Source organism: Pseudomonas sp. E102 (genome assembly GCF_052660185.1).
Map to the genome: position 1 here is coordinate 2,850,368 of NZ_CP084025.1, position 23,864 is coordinate 2,874,231.

Below are 23,864 nucleotides of genomic sequence, written 5' to 3' on the forward strand. Positions count from 1 at the left end.
CCGATGAAAAACAGCCTCGAAATTCGTGCATGGCACGCTAAACTGCCCACCTGGCGATTGCGGCCAGACCGGTTGCGGGCGCCCGCGCCCCCCAAACCCACGAATTCCTTGAAGAGTAGTAATCATGACCCAAGTCAAACTGACCACCAACCATGGCGACATCGTCCTGGAACTGAACGCCGAAAAGGCACCGATCACCGTTGCCAACTTCGTTGAATACGTCAAGGCCGGCCACTACGAAAACACCGTTTTCCACCGTGTCATCGGCAACTTCATGATCCAGGGCGGTGGTTTCGAACCGGGCATGAAGGAAAAGAAAGACAAGCGCCCAAGCATCCAGAACGAAGCCGACAACGGTCTTTCCAACGACAAATACACCGTCGCCATGGCCCGCACCATGGAGCCGCATTCGGCCTCCGCGCAGTTCTTCATCAACGTGGCCGACAACAGCTTCCTGAACCACAGCGGCAAGAACGTCCAGGGCTGGGGCTATGCGGTATTCGGTAAAGTCACCGCCGGCACCGATGTGGTCGACAAGATCAAAGGCGTGTCCACCACCTCCAAGGCGGGTCATCAGGACGTCCCGGCAGAAGACGTGATCATCGAGAAAGCCGAGATCATTGAGTGATATTGCTGATTTCAGACTTGCATCTGGAAGAGGAGCGCCCGGACATCACCCGGGCGTTTCTGGATCTGCTCGCCACACGCGCCCGTGCGGCGCAAGCGTTGTACATCCTGGGCGACTTTTTCGAAGCCTGGATCGGCGACGATGCCATGACGCCGTTCCAGCGTTCCATCTGCCAGGCCCTGCGCGAATTGAGCGACAGCGGCACGGCCATTTTCCTCATGCACGGCAATCGCGACTTCATGCTCGGGCAGGCGTTCTGCAAAGCGGCTGGCTGCACCTTGCTCAAGGATCCGAGCGTCGTGCAGTTCAACGGTGAACCTGTATTGCTGATGCACGGCGACAGCCTCTGCACGCGGGATATCGGCTACATGAAGCTGCGCCGTTGGCTGCGCAACCCGGTCACGCTGTTCATCCTGCGCCACCTGCCACTGGGCAGCCGCCAGAAACTGGCGCGCAAACTACGCAGCGAAAGCCGCACGCAGACGCGGATGAAAGCCAACGACATCGTCGACGTCACGCCCGAAGAGATCCCGCTGATCATGCAGCAGTACGGCGTGAAGACCCTGGTCCACGGCCACACCCACCGCCCCGCCATCCATAAGCTGCAACTGGGCGAACACGCAGCGCGACGCATCGTGCTGGGGGATTGGGACAAGCAAGGGTGGGCGTTGCAGGTAGATGAACAAGGGTTTGCGTTGGCGCCGTTCGGGTTTGCCCCGCCGCCACAACTGCCGGCACCCGACGCAATCCCCGATCCAATATAAATTCCCTGTGGGAGCGAGCTTGCTCGCGATAGCGGTGTATCAGCCAACGAAAATGTTGGGTATGAGTCCGCAATCGCGAGCAAGCTCGCTCCCACATTGAAACTGCATTACCCAGTCAATGCCCTGCCGAAGCAGGCCCCGCCTTCGCCGTGAACGGCGGTTTCGCCAGCCACACCAGCAGGATCAACCCCATGAATGCCCAGCCCAGCAACGTGAAGTAATCCACGGTGGAGAGCATGTACGCCTGGCTGGTGAGGATCTGGTCGAGCTGGGCATAGACCGGCGTGCTCGCCCCGCCGAGCTGGTTGATTGTCTCGCGCGTGGCCGGCTCGAAGGTGCTGATGCTTTCGCTCAGGTACGCGTGGTGCTGGTCGGCCCGACGGATCCAGATCCATGTGGTCAAGGATGCGGCGAAGCTGCCGCCCAGGGTCCGCAGGAACGTCGCCAGCCCCGCGCCATCGGCGATCTGATGAGGCGGCAGGTCGGACATGAGGATGCTCAAGGTCGGCATGAAAAACAGCGCAACGCCGATGCCCATGAACAACTGCACCAGGGCGATGTGCTGGAAATCCACTTCGTTGGTGAACCCGGCGCGCATGAAGCAACTCAGGCCAATCGCCAGGAAGGCCAGCCCGGCCAACAGGCGCAGGTCGAACTTGTGGGCGTATTTGCCGACGAAGGGCGACATCAACACCGGCAGGATACCGATCGGCGCTACAGCCAGGCCGGCCCATGTGGCCGTATAGCCCATCTGGGTCTGCAGCCATTGCGGCAGGATCAGGTTGATGCCGAAGAAACCGGCGTAACCGCCCACCAGCACAATGGTGCCGATGCGAAAGTTGCGATAGGCGAACAGCCGCAGGTTGACCACCGGGTGGCCGTCAGTCATTTCCCAGATCACGAACACCGCGAGGGCGATCACCGAAATCAGTGCGCCAATGATGATGAAGTTCGACTCGAACCAATCCAGGTCATTGCCCTTGTCGAGAATCACCTGCAACGCGCCGACACCAATGATCAACGTGATCAAGCCGACATAGTCCATCGGCTGGCGGCTGGTGACCACCGGCCGCGCCTTGAGCTGCTGGCGCACGACCATCACCGCGAAGATGCCGATGGGCACGTTGATGAAGAAAATCCAAGGCCAGCTATAGCTGTCGGTGATCCAGCCGCCGAGGATCGGCCCGGCGATCGGCGCCACCACCGTGACCATCGCCAGCAACGCCAGGGCCATGCCACGCCTGGCCGGTGGGTACACGGCGATCAGCAAGGTCTGGGTCATCGGATACAACGGCCCGGCCACCAGCCCTTGAAGCACACGAAAGCCGATCAGCTCGGGCATCGATGTCGAGATTCCGCACAGGAACGAGGCCAGGACGAACAACATCGTTGCCCACAGAAACAGCTTCACCTCGCCAAACCGCCGGCTCAACCAGCCGGTCAATGGCAGCGCGATGGCGTTGCTCACCGCGAACGAAGTGATCACCCAAGTGCCCTGCTCCGAGCTCACGCCCAGGTTGCCGGAAATGGTCGGCAAGGCGACGTTGGCGATGGTGGTGTCGAGCACCTGCATGAACGTCGCCAGCGACAACCCGATGGTGCTGAGCAACAGGCTGGGCGGCGTGAAGGACGCGTTATTGCTCATTGCGAGAATCCTATGAAGCGGTGGTGGTGAATCACTGGCGCACCGATGGAATGGAATTACGCCCTGTGGCGAGGGGATTTATCCCCGCTGGGCTGCGTAGCAGCCCTGTATGATTAGATGAATTAGCCGCTGTACCGGGTCGCAGTTCTAGGGCCGCTGCGCAGCCCAGCGGGGATAAATCCCCTCGCCACAGAGGCCGATAGCGCTGCTTCAGCGCTGCGCGGTCTTGCCCGCCGCCGCGCTGTTTTCATGAATCAGGCGCGTGATCATCGCGTCGGCGTCGGCCAGCTGGCGGTCGTAGACCTGGGTGCTGAACGTGGCTTTTTGCGGTGGCTGCTGGGCCAGAACCGGCCCGCTCTGGTCATGCAGGTTGACGTCGACCTGGGTCGACAGCCCCACCCGCAGCGGATGCTTGGCCAACTCTTGGGCATTGATATGAATGCGCACCGGCACCCGCTGGACGATCTTGATCCAGTTGCCGGTGGCGTTCTGTGCCGGCAGCAAGGCGAATGCGCTGCCGGTCCCGGCGCCCAGGCTGTCGACCGTGCCGCTGTACTTCACATCGCTGCCATACAGATCGGTCTCGATGTCCACCGGTTGGCCGATGCGCATGTCGCGCAGTTGGGTTTCCTTGAAGTTGGCGTCGATCCACAACTGGTCCAGCGGGATCACGGCCATCAACGCGGTGCCCGGTTGCACCCGTTGGCCGAGCTGAACGGTGCGTTTGGCGACGTAACCGGTCACTGGCGCGATCAAGGTGCTGCGAGCATTGGTCAAGTACGCCTGGCGCAGTTGCGCGGCGGCCGCTTGCACGTCGGGATGGGACGACACCACGGTGTCATCCACCAAGGCGCTGGTGGTCTTGAGCCGCTGCCGGGCATTGGCCAGGGCGTTCTGCGCCGAGGTCAGGTCATCCCGGGCATGGGACAGCTCTTCCTGGGAAATCGCCCCGCCCGCCGCCAGGTTTTTGCGTCGGTTGTAGTTCTCCTGGGCCTTCTGCACTTCGGCTTCTTGCGCATGGACTTGCGCCTTCATGCCATCGACATTGCTGTACAAGCCACGCACCTGGCGCACGGTGCGGGCCAGGTTGGCCTGGGCACTTTGCAGCGCAACTTCGGCATCGTTCGGGTCGAACTGCACCAGCACCTGGCCTTCGCGCACCAGGTCGCCGTCATCGGCGCCGATGCTTATCACGGTCCCGGTGACCTGCGGGGTGATTTCCACGACGTTGCCGTTGACGTAGGCATCGTCGGTGCTTTCGCTCCAGCGCCCATACAGTTCGTGCCAGGCCCAGACGCCCAGGCCACCGAGAATGACGATCACGGCCAGGGCGAGCAGCATGACCTTGCGTTTGCGTGGGTTGCCGCTGTCCTGTGGCGTTTGTTGCGTTGTTTCGGCAGTTGCCATGACAAATACCTCGAATCAGTGAGCCGGCGCGGTGGCGGCCGGTGCGGCCGAAGCCACGGTTTGGGTGTCGAAGCCGCCGCCCAGGGCCTGCATCAGCTGGATCGACAAATCAATCTGCTCGGCATTGAGCGTTGCCAGTTGGCGCTGGGCCTGGAGCAACTGCTGCTCGATGCTCAACACGTCCAGGTAATTGCCGATGCCGGAGCCGTAGCGCTGGACCACGGTGTCATAGGAGTTCTGTGCGATATCCACGGCGTGCTGCTGGGCGCCGATCTGCCGGCCGATGTCACGCAACTGATTGATGGTGTCGCTGACATCGCCAAGTGCCGCGACCAGGCTCTTGTTGTATTGCGCCACCGCCAGGTCGTAGTCGGCGTCCCGGGCGTCCAGGTCCGCCCGCAAACGTCCACCGTCGAAAATCGGCAGCGACACCGTCGGCGCCACGTTGAAGAAGCGACTCGCTGAACCAAACATCGCGTCACCCAGCAACGATTGCACCCCGGCCGCCGCGCTCAGGTTGAGGTTGGGGTAGAAGTTCGTCTTGCCGGCCTCAATGTTCTTGCTAGCCGCCTCCACCCGCCACCGCGCGGCGACCAGGTCCGGACGACGCCCCAGCAACTCGGCCGGCAGGTTCGACGGCAAGGCGACCGCGCTGGCCTGCAACACGTGGGGCCGGGCGATTTCGTTGCCACGATCCGGCCCTTTGCCCAGCAGCACCGCCAAGGCGATCTTGGCGCTTTGCAAACGCTTCTCCGCGTCGATCAATGTCGCATCGGCGCTGGCCTCCAGGCTTTCGGTCTGCTGGAACTGATATTCGCTGTCGATCCCGGCGCTGAGTCGGCGCTTGCCCAGGTCGAGCATTTGCCGCGTGCGCTTGAGGTCTTCGTTGGCCAGGTCATAAATGATATGGGCCTGGCCCAAGTCGCTGTAGGCCCGGGCCACGTCAGCGGCCAGGGTCAGCTGTGCGGCCTGGCGGTCAATCTCGGCGGCGCGGGCCTGGCCGAGGGCAGCTTCCCAGGCAGCGCGCTGGCCATCCCACAAATCGAAGTCGTAGTTGAAATCCACGCTCAGCGAACGCAAGGTGCTGTAGGCGCCGCCCTGCCCTTGCGGGTCCTGGTCGCGAGCCAGGCGCGAACGGCTCACGCTGCCGCTGGCGTCCAGGGACGGCAGACGCGCGGCATTGGCGGCGTAGGCAGCGGCGCTGGCCTGGTGAACACGGGCGCTGGCGATCTGCATGTCAGGGCTGTCACGCAGCGCTTCGCGGATCAGGCTATCGAGTTGCGGATCGCCGAGGCTCTTCCACCAATCGCTTTTGGGCCACGAGGCCGGCGACAACGTGACGCCAGTCAGCGATTGTCCTGCCTGGAGGCTTTTGGCCTCGAGGCTGACACCTTCGGTATTCAGGCCACTGTAGCTGGCACAACCGGCCAGGCTCATGGCCAATAGCACCAGGCTCAGGCCGGTACGCAAGGTTTGACGCTTCATTTTTCCCCCAATCGCAGGACGGTGAAGGGATCACCGGCGGCGAGCAGTATTTTCTTGAGGATGTTCTCGAGGGTTTGCAGCTCCTCGCGGCTGATGGCACCGGCCAGTTGATTCATGGCGTCGGCCCCGATGAATGGCAGGCGGTCAGCCAGCGCTTGGCCGGCCTCGGTCAACACCAGGCGGACCTGCCGTCGGTCCTGGGCCGAGCGTTGGCGAACCAGAAAGCCCTTCTGCTCCAGGCGGTCGAGCATTCGTGTCATCGAGCCGCTGTCCAGCGACAGGTAACGACACAGCTCCACCGGCGTGTCGATGCCGTGCTGGGCCATGATGATCAGCACCTTGAACTGCGCGGCAGTGATGCCGACGGGCTCCATGTGCGTGTCGATGATCCGATCCTTGAGCATCGCGGCACGGCCGAGCAGCATGCCGAGATGGCAATTGTGGAATTCGTCTGGGGTGAAATGCTTCATCTGACCACCTTTTGCTGCCTAGGCAGTGAATGTATGACGAGATGTTACTGCCTAGGCAGCAAATGTCAAACAAATAGTTAGTTAGCTACGCATGAACACGCAAGGTGCAGGAAGGTGACCCAATGTGGGAGCGAGCTTGCTCGCGATAGCGGTGTATCAGTCAACGAACATGCTGAATCTGATGGCGCTATCGCGAGCAAGCTCGCTCCCACAAGGGGATTCTGTTTTTTGGGAAGGAATCAGAAATCGCGCTTGTAGAAGATATCCAGCGAACTGGCGACGCCGCTCGCGGCTTCGAGGTAGACCTTTTTGCTCAGCTTGTAGCGCAACGCGATGGTATTGGCCGGTTCGAACACACCCACGCCATAGCGCAGGCTGAGTTTTTCCGACAGGTTGCCGCTGGCGACCACGCTGGTGTCGTTGCCACTGCCTTGGGTGTCGAGCTGGAAATCTTCGATCCCCAGATTGTTGGCCAGGCTGGTGGTCACTCCGGAGCTGCCCATCAAGCCCAGGCCCAGCGCTGCCTGGGCGAGCATGTTGTTGTCCTCCCCCGTGGTGCTCAACGGCCGGCCCAGCACCAGGTAGGACAACGCCTGCTCCTGGCTCATGGCCGGCTCCGAGAAAATCTGCGTGGCTGGCTGTTCGGCGCTGCCGCTCAGGCGGATGCCGGCGATCACATCGTCGGTCTGGCGGATCGCCTCGATGTCCAGGTAGGGCTGGTCAATCGGCCCGGCGAACAACAATCGCGCCCGACGCACCGTCAGCCGTTGCCCATAGGCTCGGTATTTGCCGTCGTTGAGCCACAGCTCGCCGCGTGTGTCCATGTTGTCGCCGATGTGGACCTGCCCTTGCACATTGGCCGTCAGGCCGAAACCTGAGAAGGCGAGTTTTTCCTGGCCGACGATCACGTCGATGTCCATCGCCATGGCCATCGGCACCTCGCCCTCTTCAGTCTGGTGGCCGACGATCACCGTGTCATCCGAAACCTTGACCGTAGACGGCGGCAGCTCGCGTATGGTGATCTCGCCCTTGGGCACCAGGATCTTGCCCGCAATCGAAAGCCGCTCCCCTTGCATCGTGATGTTCAGGTCTGGCGCGACATCCAGCACCGCGTAAGGCTCGACGGTGACCGGCAGTTGCGAGCCCTTGAGCGCCAGGTCCAGGGTCAGGGCCTCGCCCCAGCCGATGTTTCCCGTCAGTCGCCCTTGCCCGCTCTTGCCACTTTTCCAATCACCATCGAGCCGTACGGTTTCGCCAGCGATCATCGCTCGCATTTGCAGGGCTTCGAGGCTGACCGGCAGCTCCGGGCCGGAGACTTCGCCGTCACTGAGCACGAGGTTGCCGTTGACCTGGGGCGCGAGCAAGCCACCGGACAGCGTGCCGCTGCCGTTCAAACGGCCGGTCAGGGTTTCCACCATCGGCACGAACGGCCGGGCTACCGACAGGTCCAGACCGCTCAGCCGGAAGGTGCCGCTCAACGGTTTGCTGGCCGGCAACGGATTGATTCGCGCCTGAAGCGTCAGTTCACCCAGCCTCTCGCCGACGAAATTGACGTCCGTATCGATGCGCGTGGGCGTCAGGCGGCTGTTGAGCGTCAGGGTCTGATAGGGGAAATCCAACCATTGCCCCTTGCCCTGCTCTTTGTCTCGAATCCGTAACGTACCGCCGCTGGCATCCACCAACACTCGACCACTTGGGCCGCTGGCCGGCAAGTCCAATTGCAGGTCGGCATTGAGCCGGCCCTGCCAGCCGAAGTCCTTGGGCATCCACTGGGCCAGGCTTTCGATGGGGAATTGCTTGAGGTGATAGCGCAGCTTCGGCTCCGGCATCAGGCGCTGATCCTCGCCGCAGAGGCTGGCCGGGCCGGATCGCCAACAGTGAGCACCGAAGTTCAGCGTGCCGTTGGCCAGGCGCTCCAATTTGGCCGACGCCTGCAAGCGCCAGGTTTGCCCGCCGACTTGTACATCTCCCTTGGCAAGGCGTCCGCGCCAGTTGCCTTGGTCGAGCGAACCATCAAGAGCCAAGTTGGTTTCCAACTGGGGCCCTTGCAGGTCGAGATTGAGCCTCTGTTGCTTGATGTCGCCCTGTCCGCTGACCGTCAACACGCCCAGCAATGTTTCGCCGGCCCGGATGCCGCTTGCCTTCAGGTCGACCTTGCCCCGCTGCGCACTGTCGAGCGTCGCGTCCAGGTTCAGGCTTTGCAGGCGGTTGTCCTGAAAAGCCAACTGCGTGCCTTGCACACCGAGCTTGCCTTGGGGCGCCTTGAGCGTGCCGGCCAGGTCGACGCGTCCGGAGACTTGGCCACGTAATTGCGGCCAGAGTTGGGCCAGCCGTGACAGCTTGATGTCGATCTGACCGCTGAGCTTCTGTTGCAGGCTTGCGGTGCCGTTGATGCGATTGTCGCCCAGACGAATGTCCAGGGCGCCGAGGTTCCATTGCTCGCCTGCACCGTTGGCCTTGGCCTGGAACAGCGCCGGTTGGCCGCGCAGCTTGCCCTTGAGGTCCAGGTCCGCGTCGAGTTCGAGGCGGTCGTTTTTCATCGCGCCTTTACTGCGCAACGGCCCGGCCAGCGTGCCGGGAAGCTCGCCAAGCCAATACGCCGGGTTGATGGCCGACAATTGCAGCGCCGTATCCCAAGCGATGCCGTCGGCAAATTGCAGGCTCAAGTGCCCCTCGGCCTTGCCCTCCCCGGCGGCGACCTTGAGCTGCGGCAGGTGGATTTGCGTCAGGTCGCCACTGAACGGGCTGTCGAGGCTGAACGCCCCGGCCGGACCGTCCAACGCCGCCTGGAAGTTGCCGAGGTATTGGCCATCGGTGTACGAGACCTCGCCATTGAAACTGCGCAGCGTGACTTGCGGTTCTTCGATCAGCGGATAGAGGCGATGCCAGGGGAAATCCAGCCAAGCCACTTCCGCTTCGGCGCTCAGGCCCTCGCGCCAATCCAACCGCCCGGTGAGCTTGAGGCTTTGCTGGTCGCCGGCGTCAAGATCAAGGCCGGCGATCTGCGCACCATTGGCGTCCACCTTGCCCTGCAACAGCAACGCCACCGGTTTTTTTTCGGCGCGAAGGCTCGCCTTGCCATGCAACTGGTAACCCTTTTTGAGGTCACCTTCGCCGGTCAATTCCACCTGGTCGAGCAGCAGCGTGTCCGGTAAATCGGCGCTGGCCTTGAAGCCATCGGCAGTGATGCGCACCTTGGCCGGCAGGTTATCCGCCAGGGGTTGCAGCTCGCCGGTCAGGCGGCCTTGCAGATAGCCGCTGCTGTCGGCGGCCAGATTGAGGGTCTTGAGCAACTCGCCATCGACTTTCAGATCCAGCGCCCAAGGCGTCGCACCCGGTGCCGGCAAAGTCAGCTGGCCCGCGGCACTCAGCGGCCAATCACCATGCGGCTGCAACAGGCCGGAGAGTTTCAGGCTCAGTTCGTCGCGTTGCAGTTGCACCGAGTCGATCTGCAAACCCTCGGCGGTCCAGTGCGCCGCCAGTTGCAGGCCCTTGAGTTGCTCGCTGCCGTTGAACGACAGGCTGCCCACCTGGACGTCGCCCAGTTCGATCGCCAGGGGCAAGTCCAGGTCCGGCAGGCTGATCGGACCGCTGCTCGGCTCGTCGGCAGAGGCCGGCAGTTGCACCGCAACGTTGTCGGCCTTGAGCTGATCGATGCACAGGGTCATGCGCAGCAGGCACGACGGCGACCAGGCGAAGATCGGCTGATGAAGCTCCACCCGGCTGGCGTCCTGCTGCCACAGCACCCGGTCGGCGCTCCATTGGCCGCCCAACCGCCCCTGGAAATTCTCCACGGTCAGGCCCGGCACCAGGCCGAGTGCCCAGCGGCTTCCGAACGCCGTGCCCAACACGATGCTCGACATGAGCACGAGCGTCGCCAGCAACCCGCCGAGGGCCAGCAACGTTATCTTCAAACCGCGATTCACAACTCTGGCCCCATGGAAAAGTGCAATCGAATGCCGCCGTCGTCGTCCAGCGCGTGGGCCAGGTCGAGGCGGATCGGGCCGACCGGCGACACCCAGCGCACGCCGACGCCGACGCCGGTCTTCAGGCTCGGCAGCTCGAGACTGTTGAAAGAGTTGCCCTGATCAACAAAGGTTGCGACCCGCCATTTTTCCGCGACTGAATACTGATACTCGAGGCTGCCGGCCACCATGTAGCGGCCGCCGATACGGTCGCCCTCGGAGTTCTCCGGCGACAAGCTCTGGTAGTCGTAGCCGCGCACGCTCTGGTCGCCGCCGGCAAAGAACCGTAGGGACGGCGGAATCGATTTGTAGCCATTGGTGGCGCTGCCGCCAATCTGGGCGCGCGCCAGCAGGCGATGCTTGTCGAACACGGTGGTCAGGCCCTTGACCATGGCGGTGCCGTACAAAAGGTTATTGTCCGACCCCAACCCCTCCTTGGCGACCTTGGTGTCAAATTGCAGCCGATAGCCATTGTGCGGGTCGATACGGTTATCGCTGCGCAGGTACGAATAGCTCACACCCGGCATCAGCAACGTGCTCAGGCCCGAATCGTCACCGAGACGGTACTCCTCGCGCTGCCATTTGAGCGACACCACCCGCTGCCAGCCGCTGGGCAACTTGCTGTGCCATTCCGGCCCGACGGTCAGCAGTTTGCTGAGGGTGTCGGTGCCGGCCAGTTCTTCATATTGATAGCCGCCGGCGTAGCGCAGCTTGTCGGTCAGCGGCGGGTCCAGCGGCACGTCATACCAGAGGCCGACGTTCTGCCGGGGCGCCGAGACTTCCGCTTCCCAGCCGTAGCTGTGCCCCTGCGGGTTGACCCAGTGACGCGTCCAGTTGGCCTTGGCCCGTGGCCCGACGTCAGTGGAGAAACCCAGGCCCAGGCCCATGGTGCGCGGCTTGCGAGTATCGAGTTTGACCGCTACCGGGATCACGTTGTCGGTGGCCGCGGTGGGTGCTGCATCGACGCGAACACCTTCAAAATAGCCGCTCGATTGCAAAGCCTGGTTGAGTTCGGCAATGAGCTCGGAGTCGTAGGGCGCGCCCGCCTTGAACGGCACCATGCGTTGCAGCAGGTCTTCGTCGAAGGGCGTGTCGCCTTCGAAACTGACCGGCCCCAGGGCGTAGCGCTGGCCGCTGTCGTAGATCAACTCGATATCGGCAATACCGGCCTGCGGATCCACGCGCAACGTCTGGCTGACGAAGCGTCCGCTGAAAAAACCATAGCGCGAGGCCTGGTTCTGGATCGTCCGCTTGGCGTCTTCATATCGACCGTGATTGAGCACAGCGCCTGGCTTGAGGCCCGCGCCGCCGGGCACGCGAAACCCCTCGAGCGATGACGCTGGGCCGTCGATGCGGATCGTGACATGACGCAAGTGCACCGGCTCGCCGGGGTCGATGGTCAGGATCAGGCGCGGCGCCTTGCCCGCCTTGACCTCGCTGTCGATCTGCGGCTGGTAGTAGCCCAGCGCCTGGGCCGCTTTGCGCGCCTGCTCTTCGGCGCCGCGACTGAAGCGCAGCAACGCTTCTTCATCACGGTCGCCCACACCACCGATGTAGCCTTCTATGTTGGCCTTGAGTTCATCATTGGACGGTTTGACCCGCACATCCAATTCACTTTGTGCCAGCGCCACGCAGCTGAGAGACAGCAAGAGCGCGCCACCGGTCATTCGTCCTGGGAAGTTCATGGCGCGGATGCTATCACGAGGTTGGGAGCCTGATAGAGCCAGACGACTCCCAAAAGTTCGTCTGATTAAGCCGTCGCGCTCCGCAGAACCTGCGGGTTCGCATGAAAGAACACATGCTCGCGGATCGGTCCTACGGCGACTTCGCCAATTTCCTCGTAACCCTGGCGTTTATAAAATTCGAGGTAACGGGGATTACCCGTGTCCAGCACCACGCCTTGGGAATGCTCGTCCACGGCGCACCAGTTATGCACTGCTTCGAGTAACTGCTCACCGTAGTGTTTGCCCTGGAATTGCGGATGAACCCCCAACAACGGCAATACGTGCACCGCCTCCGACGGCAGGCAGGCCAGCACCGCGGCGTGGTACTCCAAGTACCGCCGGGTACAGCGAAATCCGGTGCTCAAGACCATGCGCAGGCGCCAGGCCCAGCTTTCGGTAATGCCCAGGCGGCGCTGCGGTGGGGCAATCAGCGCGATGCCGATCAAGCGATCGTCCACCAACAGACCGATCGCCGGCAGATCCTGGAAGAAATGCTGTTTGACCAGCTCTCGCACGGTCGCCCGCACCCGCTGCTCGTAACCGGGACGCTCGGACTCGAACAGGTAGCTGAAGGTCGGCTCGTGGCGATAAGCCTGATACAGCAATGAACGCGCTTCGCGGGAATAACCGCTGTCGAGCATGTGGATATCAGCAGTGGCGGTTTCAGGCATGGCGTTGCGTCTCCTGGGCGGGCTCGGTGAGGCCCTGCTCTTATTGACTACGAACCCGGCAGGGTTGCGATCGTTCCTACATGCCAAGGACATTAGCAGTGCATTTGTCCTACTGCCACGCTGGCTCCGCTCCCACATGTCAGCTAGCATCGCAGTTTTGCCAGGACAGCCGACCATGAAGATCGTCTCCTTCAACATCAACGGCCTGCGAGCCCGTCCCCATCAGTTGGCGGCACTGATCGACAAGCACCAGCCGGACGTGATCGGGTTGCAGGAAACCAAGGTCCACGATGAACAGTTCCCACTGGCCGAGGTGCAAGCCCTCGGTTATCACGTGCACTACCACGGGCAAAAAGGCCATTACGGTGTCGCCCTGCTCTCTCGCCAGCCTCCGCTGAGCTTGCACAAAGGCTTCGAGACCGACGACGAAGACGCCCAGCGGCGCTTCATCTGGGGCACGTTTGCCGATGCCAACGGTGTGCCGGTGACCATCATGAACGGCTATTTCCCACAAGGTGAAAGCCGCGATCACCCCACCAAGTTCCCAGCCAAGGAGCGCTTCTACAGCGACTTGCAACAACTGCTGGAAGCCCGCTTCAGCAACGACCAACCGGTCGTGGTGATGGGCGACGTGAACATTTCCCCCGAGGATTGCGACATCGGCATCGGCCCGGACAACATGAAGCGCTGGTTGAAGACCGGCAAATGCAGCTTCCTGCCGGAAGAGCGCGAATGGATGGCTCGCCTGAAGAACTGGGGCCTGGTGGACAGCTTCCGCCACTTGAACCCGGACGTCACCGACCGCTTCAGTTGGTTTGACTATCGCAGCCGTGGTTTCGAAGACGAACCCAAGCGCGGCCTACGCATCGACCTGATCCTGGCGTCCCAGGGCTTGCTGCCACGGGTCAAGGACGCCGGCGTGGACTATGAATTGCGGGGCATGGAAAAGCCGTCGGACCATGCGCCGATCTGGTTGGAATTGAACTGAATCCCAGCCTTCGGATTCCCTCCAAAGGCTGCCCTGTGGAAGCGAGCTTGCTCGCGATAGCGGTTTATCTGCCACATCAATACTGACTGTGCTGCCGTCATCGCGAGCAGGCTCGCTGCCACAGTTGCTGCGCCGGTTATTGGCCGGCGTCGCACCGCTGTCATCTTTCAGTAACCCGACTGACTTAATCTTCCGGCATTTCCCAAGGTCAGAAGGTGGCCGGCATGCGGCTGTGCGTTGTGTTTTTCCTGGGCCTCTGGCTGCCGTGCGTGGCATGGGCCGGCCGTTTGCCCATTCCTGAACACGGCCCCGCCCTGCGCCTGCAGGGCTCCAACACCATTGGCGCGGCGTTGGGGCCGGCCCTGGTCCGAGGCCTGATGGAAGACCAGGGATTGCTCAAGGTCAGCACTGAAATTACCGGCCGCGACAACGAGCAACGCATCGTCGGACAAACCGCCGAAGGCCAGCGAGTCTCAGTCGAGATCGCCGCCCACGGCTCCAGCACCGGATTCACCGCCCTCAAGCAAGCCAACGCCGACCTGGCCGCCTCTTCCCGGCCGGTCAAGGACAGCGAACTGCACGACCTGGCGGCCCTTGGAGACCTGAAAAGTCCTACCGCCGAGCAAGTCATCGCCATCGACGGCCTGGCGATCATTCTTCATCCACAAAACCCGTTGCGACAGCTCGACACCCGGCAACTGGCGCGCATTTTCAGTGGCGAGGCGAAAACCTGGGAAGCCGTGGGCAGTGTCGGCGGGGCAATCCACCTGTATGCGCGGGACGAGCAGTCCGGGACCTACGATACCTTCAAGGAACTGGTACTCAACCGACAAGGGAAAAAGCTGGATCCTACAGCTCGGCGCTTCGAATCCAGTGAGCAGTTGTCGGACGCTGTCAGCCAGGACCCGCAGGGTATCGGTTTTATCGGCTTGCCCTACGTAAGGCAGGCCAAGCCCCTGGCAATTGTCGACGGCGATTCCCAGCCGATGTTGCCGCTGAACAACCTGATTGCCACCGAGGACTATCCCCTGTCCCGACGATTGTTCTTTTACCTACCCCCTCTGCAAAGCAATCCCTGGGCCGAGGCTCTGGTCGATTTCACCCAAAGCGAACAGGGCCAGGCCATCGTTGCAGCGAACGGGTTCATTGCCCAGACCGTACAAGCGATGTCCGTCACCCCCAACGCGCTGATGCCAGAGGGTTATCAGGCCCTGAGCCGCCATGCCCAGCGCTTGACGGTGAATTTTCGTTTCGAAGAAGGCAGTGCCAGCCTGGACAACAAGGCCCAACAAGACCTGGGCCGCGTACTCGATTACATCAAGCAGCACGGCAAGGCCGACCGGCGCGTGACCCTGGTAGGTTTCGGCGACCTCAAGGACGACCCGGCGCGAGCCGACCTGCTGTCCAGGCTTCGGGCCATGGCGGTGCGGCGCGAACTGGTCAAATACGGCGTGACCTTGCGCGAGGTACGCGGGTTCGGCGCGTTGATGCCGGTGGCGGCCAACAGCGAAGACGAAGGAAGGGTCCGGAATCGGCGGGTGGAGGTTTGGGTATATTAAACGCCACAATCAAAAAGCGAACTCGGTTTTGTGGCGAGGGAGCTTGCTCCCGTTCGGCTGCGCAGCAATCGTTGAACGGCCGACGTGGTGTCCCTGATCACCACGCCAGCCCCTTTTGGGGCCGCTGCGCAGCCCAGCGGGAGCAAGCTCCCTTGCCACAGAAGCCAGTGCGCTACCGCCGGCCGACTCGACCACTGACGCTTTCAACGTTTTCCATGAATCTTGGCTATATATGAAAAAGGAGATTCGCTGGCCGACATCGCGTGATTCACAGCAAACCCGCCCCGTCGTCGCGGTATCCCCAGGTTTGAGCTTCACTTACGTAATGACGCCGCCGACTCAGGAGGCGGGTCGAATCCACCATGACCCATGGAGGTAAAGACATGCTGGTGTTGTGGGTGGTCCTTGCCGTGTTCATCGTCTGGAGCTGGCTGACGTATCCAGGCATCGGCCATGTGTTGTACGACCTGGGTATGGCCTTGGAAGCGCGCCTTTATCGGCTGCACAAAATCACCGTGCCCATCAGCGAAATGACCGTGTCGACCTGGCAAGGCGGGCCTTACGAAGCCTCCGGCAGCATCCTGATGTTGCATGGCTATAGCGCCGACAAGAACCTGTGGCTGCGCTTCGCCCGGCACTTCGTCAACCAGTACCGGGTGGTCATACCCGACTTGGCCGGCCATGGCGAAACCGGCTTCAAGGCCGGCGGCGGCTACGACATCCCGACCCAGGCCCGGCGAGTCATCGAACTGCTCGATGCCTGCGGCCTGGACAAGGTCCACGTCATCGGCAACTCCATGGGCGGCCACCTTGCGGCGTGGCTGGCGGCGACTTCGCCTGAACGAGTGCTGACCCTCGCGCTGATCGACCCGGCCGGCGTCACTGCTCCCGAGCCCAGCGACATGGAGCGTCACCTGGCCGCCGGCCACAACCCGTTTCTGGTCCATTCCCGTGATGATTTTGCGCCCTTCTACGCCATGACCATGGCATCCCCGCCGTGGCTGCCCAGCGTTGTACTCGCGGCGTTGGCCCAGCGTTACGAGCAGCGCCGGGAGGAATTGGCGGAGATTTTCGTCGACTTGCGCGCCAGCCCGGCGATGGAGCCTCGCCTGGACGATATCCGCGCACCGTCATTACTGCTTTGGGGACGCAAGGACCGGCTGATCGACGTCAGCAGTGTGCCGGTGTGGAGCAAGGGCATCGCCGACCTGCGAGTGGAAATCTGGGAAGGCGTGGGGCACATGCCCATGGTTGAAAAACCCGGCAAGACCGCGGCGCTGTATCGGGACTTTCTTGAGGGATTAGGGCAGTGAGGAAGATGCAGGGCTGAAATGAGCCACCCATCAGTCCTTGGCAGAATGAAGTCCTGAAGATTCTTCGTTTGCCGGCACTGGCGAAGGCTGCGATCTTTCGTCCAACTTTCCCACAGCCCTCGCCAGGAATCCTTACGATGAGCTTCGTCAGCCCCGACTTGATCCGTCAACGCTTCTCCAAGGCGATGTCCGACATGTACCGCGACGAGGTCCCGTTGTATGGGGCATTGATGAACCTCGTGGAGCAAACCAACGCCCAGGCACTGGCCAACGACCCATCACTGGCCGAGCACCTGAGCAGCACCGGCGAACTTCAACGCCTGGACATGGAACGCCATGGCGCGATCCGCGTCGGCACCGCCCCGGAACTGGCGATGCTGGGCCGGCTGTTCGCGGTCATGGGCATGCAGCCGGTAGGTTACTACGACCTGACGCCGGCTGGGGTGCCAGTGCACTCAACGGCCTTCCGCGCCGTTCATGAAAAGTCGCTGCAAATAAGCCCGTTCCGAGTATTTACGTCGCTGTTGCGCCTGGAATTGATCGAAAACAGCGAGCTGCGGACCTTTGCCGAGTCGGTGCTGGCCAGACGGAAAATCTTCACCCCGGGCGCCCTTGAACTGATCGATCTGGCCGAACGCCAGGGCGGCCTGACGCAACCCCAGGCTGACGATTTTGTCCTGCAAGCGCTGGAGACTTTTCGCTGGCACCACAGCGCCACCGTTACCGCCGATCAATACCGACAACTCAGCGCCCAGCATCGCCTGATCGCCGATGTCGTGGCGTTCAAGGGGCCGCACATCAACCACCTCACACCGCGGACGCTGGACATCGACGTCGTCCAGGCCCAGATGCCGCTGCATGGCATCACGCCCAAAGCGGTGGTCGAGGGGCCACCGCGTCGTCGGTGCCCGATCCTGCTGCGCCAGACCAGCTTCAAGGCGCTCGATGAACCCGTCGCGTTCACTGACCAACCCCAATCCCAGGGCAGCCACAGCGCCCGTTTCGGGGAAATCGAACAACGTGGCGCGGCTCTTACGCCAAAAGGACGGGCGCTCTACGACCAACTGTTGAATGCTGCGCGGGATGCCTTGGGCGAATTTCCCAATGAAGCCAATGCCGAACGCTACAACGCGCTGATGGCCGAACACTTTGCTCAGTTTCCCGATGATCACCAATCATTGCGCCGACAGGCGCTGGCTTACTTCCGCTATTTCGTGACGCCGGCGGGGCTTGCCGCCAAAGGCGCGATGGAACCGAATGTCTCGCTGGAACGCCTGTTGGAACAGGGCTATCTGCGCGCCGAACCGCTGGTCTACGAAGATTTCCTGCCGGTCAGCGCCGCCGGGATATTCCAGTCGAACCTTGGCGACGCCGCCCAGAGTCACTACGCAGGGCAATCCAATCGACAAGCGTTCGAAACTGCACTGGGACGGCCGGCCATCGATGAGTTGGGGTTGTACGCCGAGACACAAAAGCGCTCCCTCGAGGAATGCCTGTTGGCGTTGGGCGCTCAGCAAGCGAGCCACGAATAAAGAGCAGGAAATGGCACAACAGCTCATCGGCCATGCCCTGTCGTTGCTGTTCGTTGCCCGAGGCAGGCGCCCTGCGCTGCGTGGGCAATGGAACGTGGAGCGCGGTGCAACCTTCTGCGTGAATTTCGCGACTTTTCCGCTATACCCAATCGCAGAAAACCTACAACTGATTGATTTTTAAACATTTTCTAAAGATGGCATAGCTCTTGATAACGGTCAGCCGCCTCGGGACGATTCCCGCCCCGGCACCCGTTATCCAGGAAGGAGAGCATCCATTGGCTACCCCCGCTTACATGTCCATCGAAGGCACCAAACAAGGTCTGATCACCGCCGGAGCGTTCACCGCCGACTCGGTGGGCAATACCTATCAGGAAGGTCATGAAGACCAGATCATGGTGCAGGGTTTCCAGCACCAGGTGACTATCCCCCGCGACCCTCAGTCCGGGCAGCCAACCGGCCAGCGCATACACAAACCCTTGGTCATCACGAAGGTGTTCGACAAGGCCTCGCCGCTGCTCCAGGCAGCCCTGACCAGCGGCGAACGGCTGACGAAAGTCGAAATCCAGTGGTATCGCACCTCGGCCGCGGGCACCCAGGAACACTACTACACCACCACTCTGGAAGACGCGATCATCGTTGATATGAACGACTACATGCTTAATTGCCAGGACCCTGGCAACAGCCACTTCACCCATCTGGAGGACGTCCACTTCACCTACCGCAAGATCACCTGGACCCACGAGGTGAGCGGCACTTCGGGCTCCGATGACTGGCGCACCCCCGTCACAAGCTAAGCCTCACGGGTGTTCGCCCAGTGCGACGGCCTCGGCATTCCATGCACTGGTAAAGAGCCTGGCACTGGGCGAACGCAAACAATGATAGTGGAGCTTGCGAGGGATGTGCGTGAGCCAGGCTTAAATTATTCTTCATGAGGATGGCAAGGCAGCCTGCTCCCGGCGGCGTTATTTGCGCCTTGCTGTTTTCTGCGCGTCGGTTTCCTGCGCATCGGGGTTGCCCTGCTGCTGTTCGCGCTTGGCCGGGTCGTTGGGCCGCAAAGCGTCGTTGTCACGCTCCACTTCACCGGGCAAGGCCGGGGCATCGGGGTTCTGCTGGGTTTGATCATGGCTGGACTTCATCACGAACTCCTTGGGTTGGCTTGAAAGGTATCAAGCGTCGGGGTCTGCCATTTCCTCGGCAACGTTGGCATCTGGCGAGCGTTGGTGGAGCTCCTCGGCCTTGGTTTTCAAATCTTGCCACCGGTCCAGGTCAATCCCTCCCAGGCCGAACAGGTCGTCGGCGAGCCGCATCAGCTCGGTGAAATGAGCATCAGGCGACTCCTGCCAATAGGCCTTGTCGTCGAATAGCCGCTGCCAGTTGGCCAGCGACGGTTGTTTGATGTCATCGCTCATGACGGACTCCCGCGAGGCATTCATAGGTATGAGGGGCGATGAACGCAGGGAGTTCCGACGAATCAATACCCCGTCATCTCCAGATAACCGGTGCCACCATGGCTGCCGCTCAGTTGCACCGGCCCCTCCCAATACGGGATGCGAAGGCTCATCCAGGCATTAGGGTTCAGGGCTCGCGTGGTGATATCGAATTGCTTGCCGGGAATCCTGATTGACCAGCTCACAGGCATGGGCCTTCCCGCAACCTCGGCGGTGTCCAGCGGCGTGAGGCTGATTTGGCTGGCGGCCAGTGTCGTCGCCTGGCCTTGGGCGTCAATCCAGGTGCCGGTGAGGTACGGCTCACCGTCCTTGTGGCGCATGCGGTAGAGCATCACGTGCTCGCCTTTGTCAAGGTGCAAGGAAAACCAGTCCCACCCGGTCTGGTTTTCCGTCAAGGGCTGGCTGCTCCATTCCCGGTCGAGCCAGGCCGGGCCACTGACCTGATAGCGCTGGCCATCGATTTCCAAGTGACCACCGGCTCGAAAAAACGGTTGGCTGTAATAGTACGAGGCCTGGCCTTGCTCGGATTTCTGACTGAAGCCTTGGTTGCCCTGCAGCACCAGTGGACGGTTCGACGTCAGCCGCAGGTCGTAGCTGAAGCGCGGCCCGCGCGCCTGCAACTGCATGTCTGCGAGCGGGTCCGGGCCAGCGGCTTGAGTACCGAATCGCCAGTCGTCGATCCAGGCCTCGAAGGGCGTGGTACGCACCCCGGCCTGCCCCACTCCACCCCGGGCGTAGCGCTCGGCGGCGTGATGGACGGTGGCGGACGTGACGGCGGCATGGCCGAGCCAGATCGTCTGGTTGCGCCAACCGCTGGCCGGAGGCGCGGCATCCAGGGCGCTGCGGAACAGCGTCCACTGCACACCGAAATCCCGCCCCTCGACGTCCTTGAGATTGGCGGTGACGTACCACCACTCGATGCGAAAGCCTTCATGCGCACCATGATCGGCTGGAAAGCTGAACACGCGCCCAGGTACCACCGGCGTAAAGGCGACAGCCTCGGTACCCAGGCCGGCAAAGCCCTTGTCCGGAGGCGTTGTGTTGTCACAACCGCCGAGCAGCGCCAGCAACACCAGGCCGATTCTAATCCTCATGGGCGAAAGTCCTCAGCAGGTCCGCCGGCCGCGTGCGGTACAACGCATAGAGCGGCCAGGCCGATGCCAGCAGCGTGGCGAACATCGCCAGGCCCAACAACTGCGCCAGCTGCATCGGAAAGATGCGCAATGGCAGGCGCCAACCAAAGGCCTGGACATTGATGACCGCGTCCAGGCACCAGGCCAGGGCAATGCCCAGCGGCAGGGCCAGCAGCAGCGTCAGCAACGCCAGCAGCCAGGTTTGTCCGAGGTTGAGCAGCATCAATTGCCGCCGCGTGATTCCCAATGCCCATAACGGCGCCAACTGACTGAGGCGACTCTGGCTCTGGGTCAGCAGGCTGATGAACAGCGCAACGCCAGCCACCGCCAGGGTCAAGCTGTTAAGCGCCGCCGTGGCGGCAAAGGTGCGTTCGAACACTTGGGTAGACCAGCCCTTGAGTCGAGCCTGATCGACAATGCGGTTGTCATCCAGGTTGAAGCGGTCTTGCAACGCCGCCAACATCGGGGGAATCGCCGACGGCTCGATACGCAGATTGAAGCGATTGGGTGCGAGCTGCGGCCAATGCGCCCGTAAATGTTCGGCGTTGATGAGCACATGGCCCTTGGGGTTGCCGTAGTCGGCATAAATCCCGACAACCCTTGGGGTCCAGGGCCCTTGCGGGGTCGGCAAGCTCAAGCGGTCGCCGATCCGCACCTTCAGGCGCCGAGCCAGTTGTTCGCTGAGCATCAGCGTGTCGGCTGTTGCCAGTTGCTGCCAGGCTTGGTCACCGGCGGACTCCAGCAACGGCCAGTGCTGGCGATAGGACGAGTGATCGATGATGCCGTAGATGTCCGTCGGCCAACCTTGCAACGGCATCGACACCTGCCAGTTGGGCAACACGGCGGTGATCGTGGGTTGCTGGTTGAGCCAGTCGTGCAGCTCGGCTGCCTGGGCCGGCGTTTGCGGGTTGATGTACAGCTCGGCGGTCAGTCGCTGCTCGAGCCAGTCACTGAACGTCTGGCGAAACCCCGACGTCATGCTGCCAGCGCCGATGTTCGCCGCCAACGCCAGTAGCAGCGCCATCAGCGCCAGGCTCAGCGTCGGCAGTTGTTGACGGCAATCGGCGAGGAACCATTGGCCGAGCACCGAACGGCTGCGGCGCAGCAGTCGGTTCAATACGGCGTTGAGCAACACCGGCAAGGCCAACGCCGCGCCCAGCAACAATGCGGCCATCAGGACAAAACCGCTCGCCAGGCTGTCGCCCCAGGCAAGCGCCAACGCGGCGACCAGCGCCGCCAACAGCGCCACCCCACCTTGGCGCCGCAACCAACGCGCATGGGCCTGGTGCCAGGCCTGGGGATTGGCCAGGGCCAACAACGGTAGGCGAGCGGCGCGCAACAGGCTCTGGGCGCCGGCCAGTACAGCGCCGAGCAGGCCCAGGCCGATACCGCCCAACCACCACCAGGGACTGAGGTTCAGTTGTCCGGGGACTTCGGCGCCGTACAAACCTCGCAGGCTCGCCGCTACATCAGGCAACAACAGGCTGGCCAGCCAATAACCACTGAGCACGCCGGCGATCCCGCCCAGCAGGGCCAGTGCGCCCAGTTCCAGCGCCAGGCTGGTGATCAGCACCCGCGCGCTGACGCCGCAAGCCCGCAGGGTCCGCAGCAGGCCGCGGCGTTGCTCCAAGGCCAGGCCAACGGCGGCATGGACGATGAACAGGCCCACCACGAAGGACAAAAACCCCAGTGCGTCGAGATTCAAGTGGAAGCTTTCGGTCAGGCGCGACAGGTTGTTTTCGTCCTCGGCGCGCTTGAATTGCAACAGCCCGTTGAAGGCCTCGGGCAAGGCGGCGGTGTAGGTGCTGGGCAGTACCAATCGTGAAAGCTGGTTCGGCATCCGAAGTAGCGCTTGAGCAAAACCGATGTCCATCAGCAGCACGCCCGGGGCCATGTCCGGCTGCACGTGCAAGGGTGGCAGGGCCTGGCCGTCAACGGTGCGGGGGCGGTCGCCCTCCTTCAACCCCAGGGCCTGCAATGTCTGCGGTGCAATCCAGGTGTGGCCGGCACCTGTGAAAAATTCCACCACCTCGGCAATCTCCCGCGCCTGCCCCGCCAAAGCCGAACCCGGCGGCAGCGACACCGGGTCGATCCCCATCAGTTGCAGGCGTTGGTCTTCGTGCCCCTGGAGCGTCACTCGCGCCTGCAACACCGGCGACACCGGCCAGCCCTGGCGACGCAGGTCGATGAACCATTGCTGCGCGAACGTGCCACCGCCGGGGGCGCTCAAGCTGGCCTGGGGTTCGCCGCCGATCAACTGACTGGCCCGGGCGTAGCTGTCGCGGGCCTGACTGTTCAACGCCTGCACACCGGTCAGCAGGCTGGTGGCGAGCCAAAGCCCGGTCAATACACTGAAAAACTGCACCGGGTGCCGGCGCCAATGGCTGAGCAGCGCCTTGAGGGTCTGGCGAACGATCATCACCCCTGGGTCGCCTCTGCCAGGCGCCCGCCCTGCAATACCACCCGATGGGCCAGGCGCGCCGCCACCCGCTGGCTATGGGTGACCATCAACAGGCTGGTCGGGCTGCCGTCGAGCAATTCCAGCAACAGCTTCAGCACTTCGTCGCTGGTGGCTTCGTCCAGATTGCCAGTGGGTTCGTCGGCCAACAGTAACGGCGGACGTGACGCCAGGGCCCTGCCCAGGGCGACCCGTTGTTGCTGCCCGCCGGAAAGCTGCTCGGGATAACGCCGCAGCAGTTGCGACAGCCCGAGCCGCTGCACCAGATGCGTTTGCCAGGCCGCGTCGAAACGCCCACACAGGCGCGCCTGGAACGCCAGGTTGTCTTCCACCGGCAAGCTGCTGATCAGGTTGAACTGCTGGAACACCAGGCCGATTTCCGTGCGCCGCCAGTTCGCCAACTCATGTTCACTCATGCCGTCGAGCCGATACCCGCCGCTGCGAATACAGCCGCGATCGACTTTGTCCAGGCCGGCAACCAGGTGCAACAAGGTGCTCTTGCCACTGCCCGATTCGCCCATCAGCGCCAAGCTGCTGCCGGGGGGCAAGGTCAGGTCGATGCCTTGCAACACCGGCAAAAGACCTTGGGGGGTTGGGTAGCTTTTGAATACTTCTCGAACTTCAAGCATTGAAAGGCTCATTGGGTAAAACCATTGGCTCTCAGGATAGCGGAA

Annotated in this window: 20 protein-coding genes; 8 read left to right on the top strand and 12 right to left on the bottom strand. The window is 62.4% G+C overall.

What is annotated here, in order from left to right; all coding sequences use genetic code 11:
• The first annotated feature begins 124 nt into the window (after window positions 1-124).
• Both DOCECA_RS12900 and DOCECA_RS12905 read left to right on the top strand, forming a co-directional pair.
• On the top strand, window positions 125-628 hold the full coding sequence (locus tag DOCECA_RS12900; RefSeq protein WP_420765819.1) for a peptidylprolyl isomerase: 504 nt from the start codon (window positions 125-127) through the stop codon (window positions 626-628).
• Window positions 625-1,392, top strand: coding sequence for a UDP-2,3-diacylglucosamine diphosphatase (locus tag DOCECA_RS12905; protein ID WP_434648220.1), 768 nt, complete (start codon window positions 625-627; stop codon window positions 1,390-1,392). Before DOCECA_RS12900 ends, DOCECA_RS12905 begins: the two co-directional genes overlap by 4 nt.
• Before the next feature lie 115 nt (window positions 1,393-1,507).
• Here DOCECA_RS12905 and DOCECA_RS12910 read toward each other — a convergent pair whose 3' ends face one another.
• The 7 genes from DOCECA_RS12910 to DOCECA_RS12940 all read right to left on the bottom strand — a co-directional run bounded on the left by DOCECA_RS12910 (window position 1,508) and on the right by DOCECA_RS12940 (window position 12,759).
• Window positions 1,508-3,037 (bottom strand): DHA2 family efflux MFS transporter permease subunit, encoded by a 1,530-nt coding sequence (locus DOCECA_RS12910; protein ID WP_420765817.1) that lies wholly within the window; start codon window positions 3,035-3,037, stop codon window positions 1,508-1,510.
• A 210-nt stretch (window positions 3,038-3,247) separates the two neighbouring features.
• A complete protein-coding gene (locus DOCECA_RS12915) occupies window positions 3,248-4,444 on the bottom strand; it encodes an efflux RND transporter periplasmic adaptor subunit (RefSeq protein WP_445572136.1) in 1,197 nt (398 codons plus the stop codon).
• 15 nt (window positions 4,445-4,459) lie between these two features.
• Window positions 4,460-5,929, bottom strand: a complete 1,470-nt coding sequence (locus DOCECA_RS12920; RefSeq protein ID WP_445572137.1) for an efflux transporter outer membrane subunit — start codon at window positions 5,927-5,929, stop codon at window positions 4,460-4,462.
• A complete protein-coding gene (locus tag DOCECA_RS12925) occupies window positions 5,926-6,399 on the bottom strand; it encodes a MarR family winged helix-turn-helix transcriptional regulator (RefSeq protein WP_434648223.1) in 474 nt (157 codons plus the stop codon). The genes DOCECA_RS12920 and DOCECA_RS12925 overlap by 4 nt, the downstream gene beginning before the upstream one ends.
• 239 nt (window positions 6,400-6,638) lie before the next feature.
• Entirely contained in the window at window positions 6,639-10,325 is a 3,687-nt protein-coding gene (locus tag DOCECA_RS12930; protein WP_445572138.1) for a translocation/assembly module TamB domain-containing protein, read from the bottom strand.
• Window positions 10,322-12,049 carry an autotransporter assembly complex protein TamA gene (locus DOCECA_RS12935; RefSeq protein ID WP_420765812.1) on the bottom strand — a complete coding sequence of 576 codons (1,728 nt, stop codon included), beginning with the start codon at window positions 12,047-12,049 and terminating at the stop codon, window positions 10,322-10,324. The genes DOCECA_RS12930 and DOCECA_RS12935 overlap by 4 nt, the downstream gene beginning before the upstream one ends.
• Window positions 12,050-12,114: 65 nt before the next feature.
• Complete coding sequence (locus DOCECA_RS12940) at window positions 12,115-12,759, bottom strand: GNAT family N-acetyltransferase (RefSeq protein ID WP_445572139.1); 645 nt, start codon at window positions 12,757-12,759, stop codon at window positions 12,115-12,117.
• Window positions 12,760-12,934: 175 nt separating this feature from the next.
• Here DOCECA_RS12940 and xthA point away from each other — a divergent pair, with 175 nt between their 5' ends.
• The 6 genes from xthA (at window position 12,935) to DOCECA_RS12970 (ending at window position 18,945) form a co-directional block, all read left to right on the top strand.
• Window positions 12,935-13,747, top strand: coding sequence for an exodeoxyribonuclease III (gene xthA, locus DOCECA_RS12945; RefSeq protein WP_434559689.1), 813 nt, complete (start codon window positions 12,935-12,937; stop codon window positions 13,745-13,747).
• Window positions 13,748-13,971: 224 nt separating this feature from the next.
• Window positions 13,972-15,306, top strand: a complete 1,335-nt coding sequence (locus tag DOCECA_RS12950) for a substrate-binding domain-containing protein (protein WP_420765809.1) — start codon at window positions 13,972-13,974, stop codon at window positions 15,304-15,306.
• A 383-nt stretch (window positions 15,307-15,689) separates the two neighbouring features.
• Entirely contained in the window at window positions 15,690-16,619 is a 930-nt protein-coding gene (locus tag DOCECA_RS12955; protein ID WP_420765808.1) for an alpha/beta fold hydrolase, read from the top strand.
• A 137-nt stretch (window positions 16,620-16,756) separates the two neighbouring features.
• Window positions 16,757-18,151: a 2-oxoadipate dioxygenase/decarboxylase HglS gene (gene hglS / locus DOCECA_RS12960; RefSeq protein WP_434648232.1), complete on the top strand. Its 1,395-nt coding sequence runs from the start codon at window positions 16,757-16,759 to the stop codon at window positions 18,149-18,151.
• Window positions 18,152-18,161: 10 nt separating this feature from the next.
• Window positions 18,162-18,332, top strand: a complete 171-nt coding sequence (locus DOCECA_RS12965) for a hypothetical protein (protein ID WP_434648235.1) — start codon at window positions 18,162-18,164, stop codon at window positions 18,330-18,332.
• Window positions 18,333-18,426: 94 nt separating this feature from the next.
• A complete protein-coding gene (locus DOCECA_RS12970) occupies window positions 18,427-18,945 on the top strand; it encodes an Hcp family type VI secretion system effector (protein WP_420765805.1) in 519 nt (172 codons plus the stop codon).
• A 168-nt stretch (window positions 18,946-19,113) separates the two neighbouring features.
• On the opposite strand, the gene DOCECA_RS12975 is transcribed toward DOCECA_RS12970, so the two are convergent.
• The 5 genes from DOCECA_RS12975 to DOCECA_RS12995 form a co-directional block, all read right to left on the bottom strand.
• Entirely contained in the window at window positions 19,114-19,287 is a 174-nt protein-coding gene (locus DOCECA_RS12975) for a hypothetical protein (protein WP_420765804.1), read from the bottom strand.
• A 30-nt stretch (window positions 19,288-19,317) separates the two neighbouring features.
• Window positions 19,318-19,560 (bottom strand): hypothetical protein, encoded by a 243-nt coding sequence (locus tag DOCECA_RS12980; protein WP_445572140.1) that lies wholly within the window; start codon window positions 19,558-19,560, stop codon window positions 19,318-19,320.
• Window positions 19,561-19,622: 62 nt separating this feature from the next.
• Window positions 19,623-20,693 (bottom strand): lipocalin-like domain-containing protein, encoded by a 1,071-nt coding sequence (locus DOCECA_RS12985; protein ID WP_445570622.1) that lies wholly within the window; start codon window positions 20,691-20,693, stop codon window positions 19,623-19,625.
• Window positions 20,683-23,151 (bottom strand): FtsX-like permease family protein, encoded by a 2,469-nt coding sequence (locus tag DOCECA_RS12990; protein WP_445572170.1) that lies wholly within the window; start codon window positions 23,149-23,151, stop codon window positions 20,683-20,685. The genes DOCECA_RS12985 and DOCECA_RS12990 overlap by 11 nt, the downstream gene beginning before the upstream one ends.
• Window positions 23,151-23,819, bottom strand: a complete 669-nt coding sequence (locus DOCECA_RS12995) for an ABC transporter ATP-binding protein (protein ID WP_434676167.1) — start codon at window positions 23,817-23,819, stop codon at window positions 23,151-23,153. The genes DOCECA_RS12990 and DOCECA_RS12995 overlap by 1 nt, the downstream gene beginning before the upstream one ends.
• Window positions 23,820-23,864: the final 45 nt, after the last annotated feature.

Bases quoted from the DNA above. Each gene is read 5' to 3' on its own strand.
- DOCECA_RS12925 (WP_434648223.1), bottom strand. From the start codon at position 6,399: ATGAAGCATTTCACCCCAGACGAATTCCACAATTGCCATCTCGGCATG.
- DOCECA_RS12935 (WP_420765812.1), bottom strand. From the start codon at position 12,049: ATGAACTTCCCAGGACGAATGACCGGTGGCGCGCTCTTGCTGTCTCTC.
- DOCECA_RS12955 (WP_420765808.1), top strand. From the start codon at position 15,690: ATGCTGGTGTTGTGGGTGGTCCTTGCCGTGTTCATCGTCTGGAGCTGG.
- DOCECA_RS12900 (WP_420765819.1), top strand. From the start codon at position 125: ATGACCCAAGTCAAACTGACCACCAACCATGGCGACATCGTCCTGGAA.
- DOCECA_RS12915 (WP_445572136.1), bottom strand. From the start codon at position 4,444: ATGGCAACTGCCGAAACAACGCAACAAACGCCACAGGACAGCGGCAAC.
- DOCECA_RS12995 (WP_434676167.1), bottom strand. From the start codon at position 23,819: ATGCTTGAAGTTCGAGAAGTATTCAAAAGCTACCCAACCCCCCAAGGT.
- DOCECA_RS12980 (WP_445572140.1), bottom strand. From the start codon at position 19,560: ATGAGCGATGACATCAAACAACCGTCGCTGGCCAACTGGCAGCGGCTA.
- DOCECA_RS12990 (WP_445572170.1), bottom strand. From the start codon at position 23,151: ATGATCGTTCGCCAGACCCTCAAGGCGCTGCTCAGCCATTGGCGCCGG.
- xthA (WP_434559689.1), top strand. From the start codon at position 12,935: ATGAAGATCGTCTCCTTCAACATCAACGGCCTGCGAGCCCGTCCCCAT.
- DOCECA_RS12910 (WP_420765817.1), bottom strand. From the start codon at position 3,037: ATGAGCAATAACGCGTCCTTCACGCCGCCCAGCCTGTTGCTCAGCACC.
- DOCECA_RS12975 (WP_420765804.1), bottom strand. From the start codon at position 19,287: ATGAAGTCCAGCCATGATCAAACCCAGCAGAACCCCGATGCCCCGGCC.
- hglS (WP_434648232.1), top strand. From the start codon at position 16,757: ATGAGCTTCGTCAGCCCCGACTTGATCCGTCAACGCTTCTCCAAGGCG.
- DOCECA_RS12985 (WP_445570622.1), bottom strand. From the start codon at position 20,693: ATGAGGATTAGAATCGGCCTGGTGTTGCTGGCGCTGCTCGGCGGTTGT.
- DOCECA_RS12940 (WP_445572139.1), bottom strand. From the start codon at position 12,759: ATGCCTGAAACCGCCACTGCTGATATCCACATGCTCGACAGCGGTTAT.
- DOCECA_RS12920 (WP_445572137.1), bottom strand. From the start codon at position 5,929: ATGAAGCGTCAAACCTTGCGTACCGGCCTGAGCCTGGTGCTATTGGCC.
- DOCECA_RS12950 (WP_420765809.1), top strand. From the start codon at position 13,972: ATGCGGCTGTGCGTTGTGTTTTTCCTGGGCCTCTGGCTGCCGTGCGTG.
- DOCECA_RS12965 (WP_434648235.1), top strand. From the start codon at position 18,162: ATGGCACAACAGCTCATCGGCCATGCCCTGTCGTTGCTGTTCGTTGCC.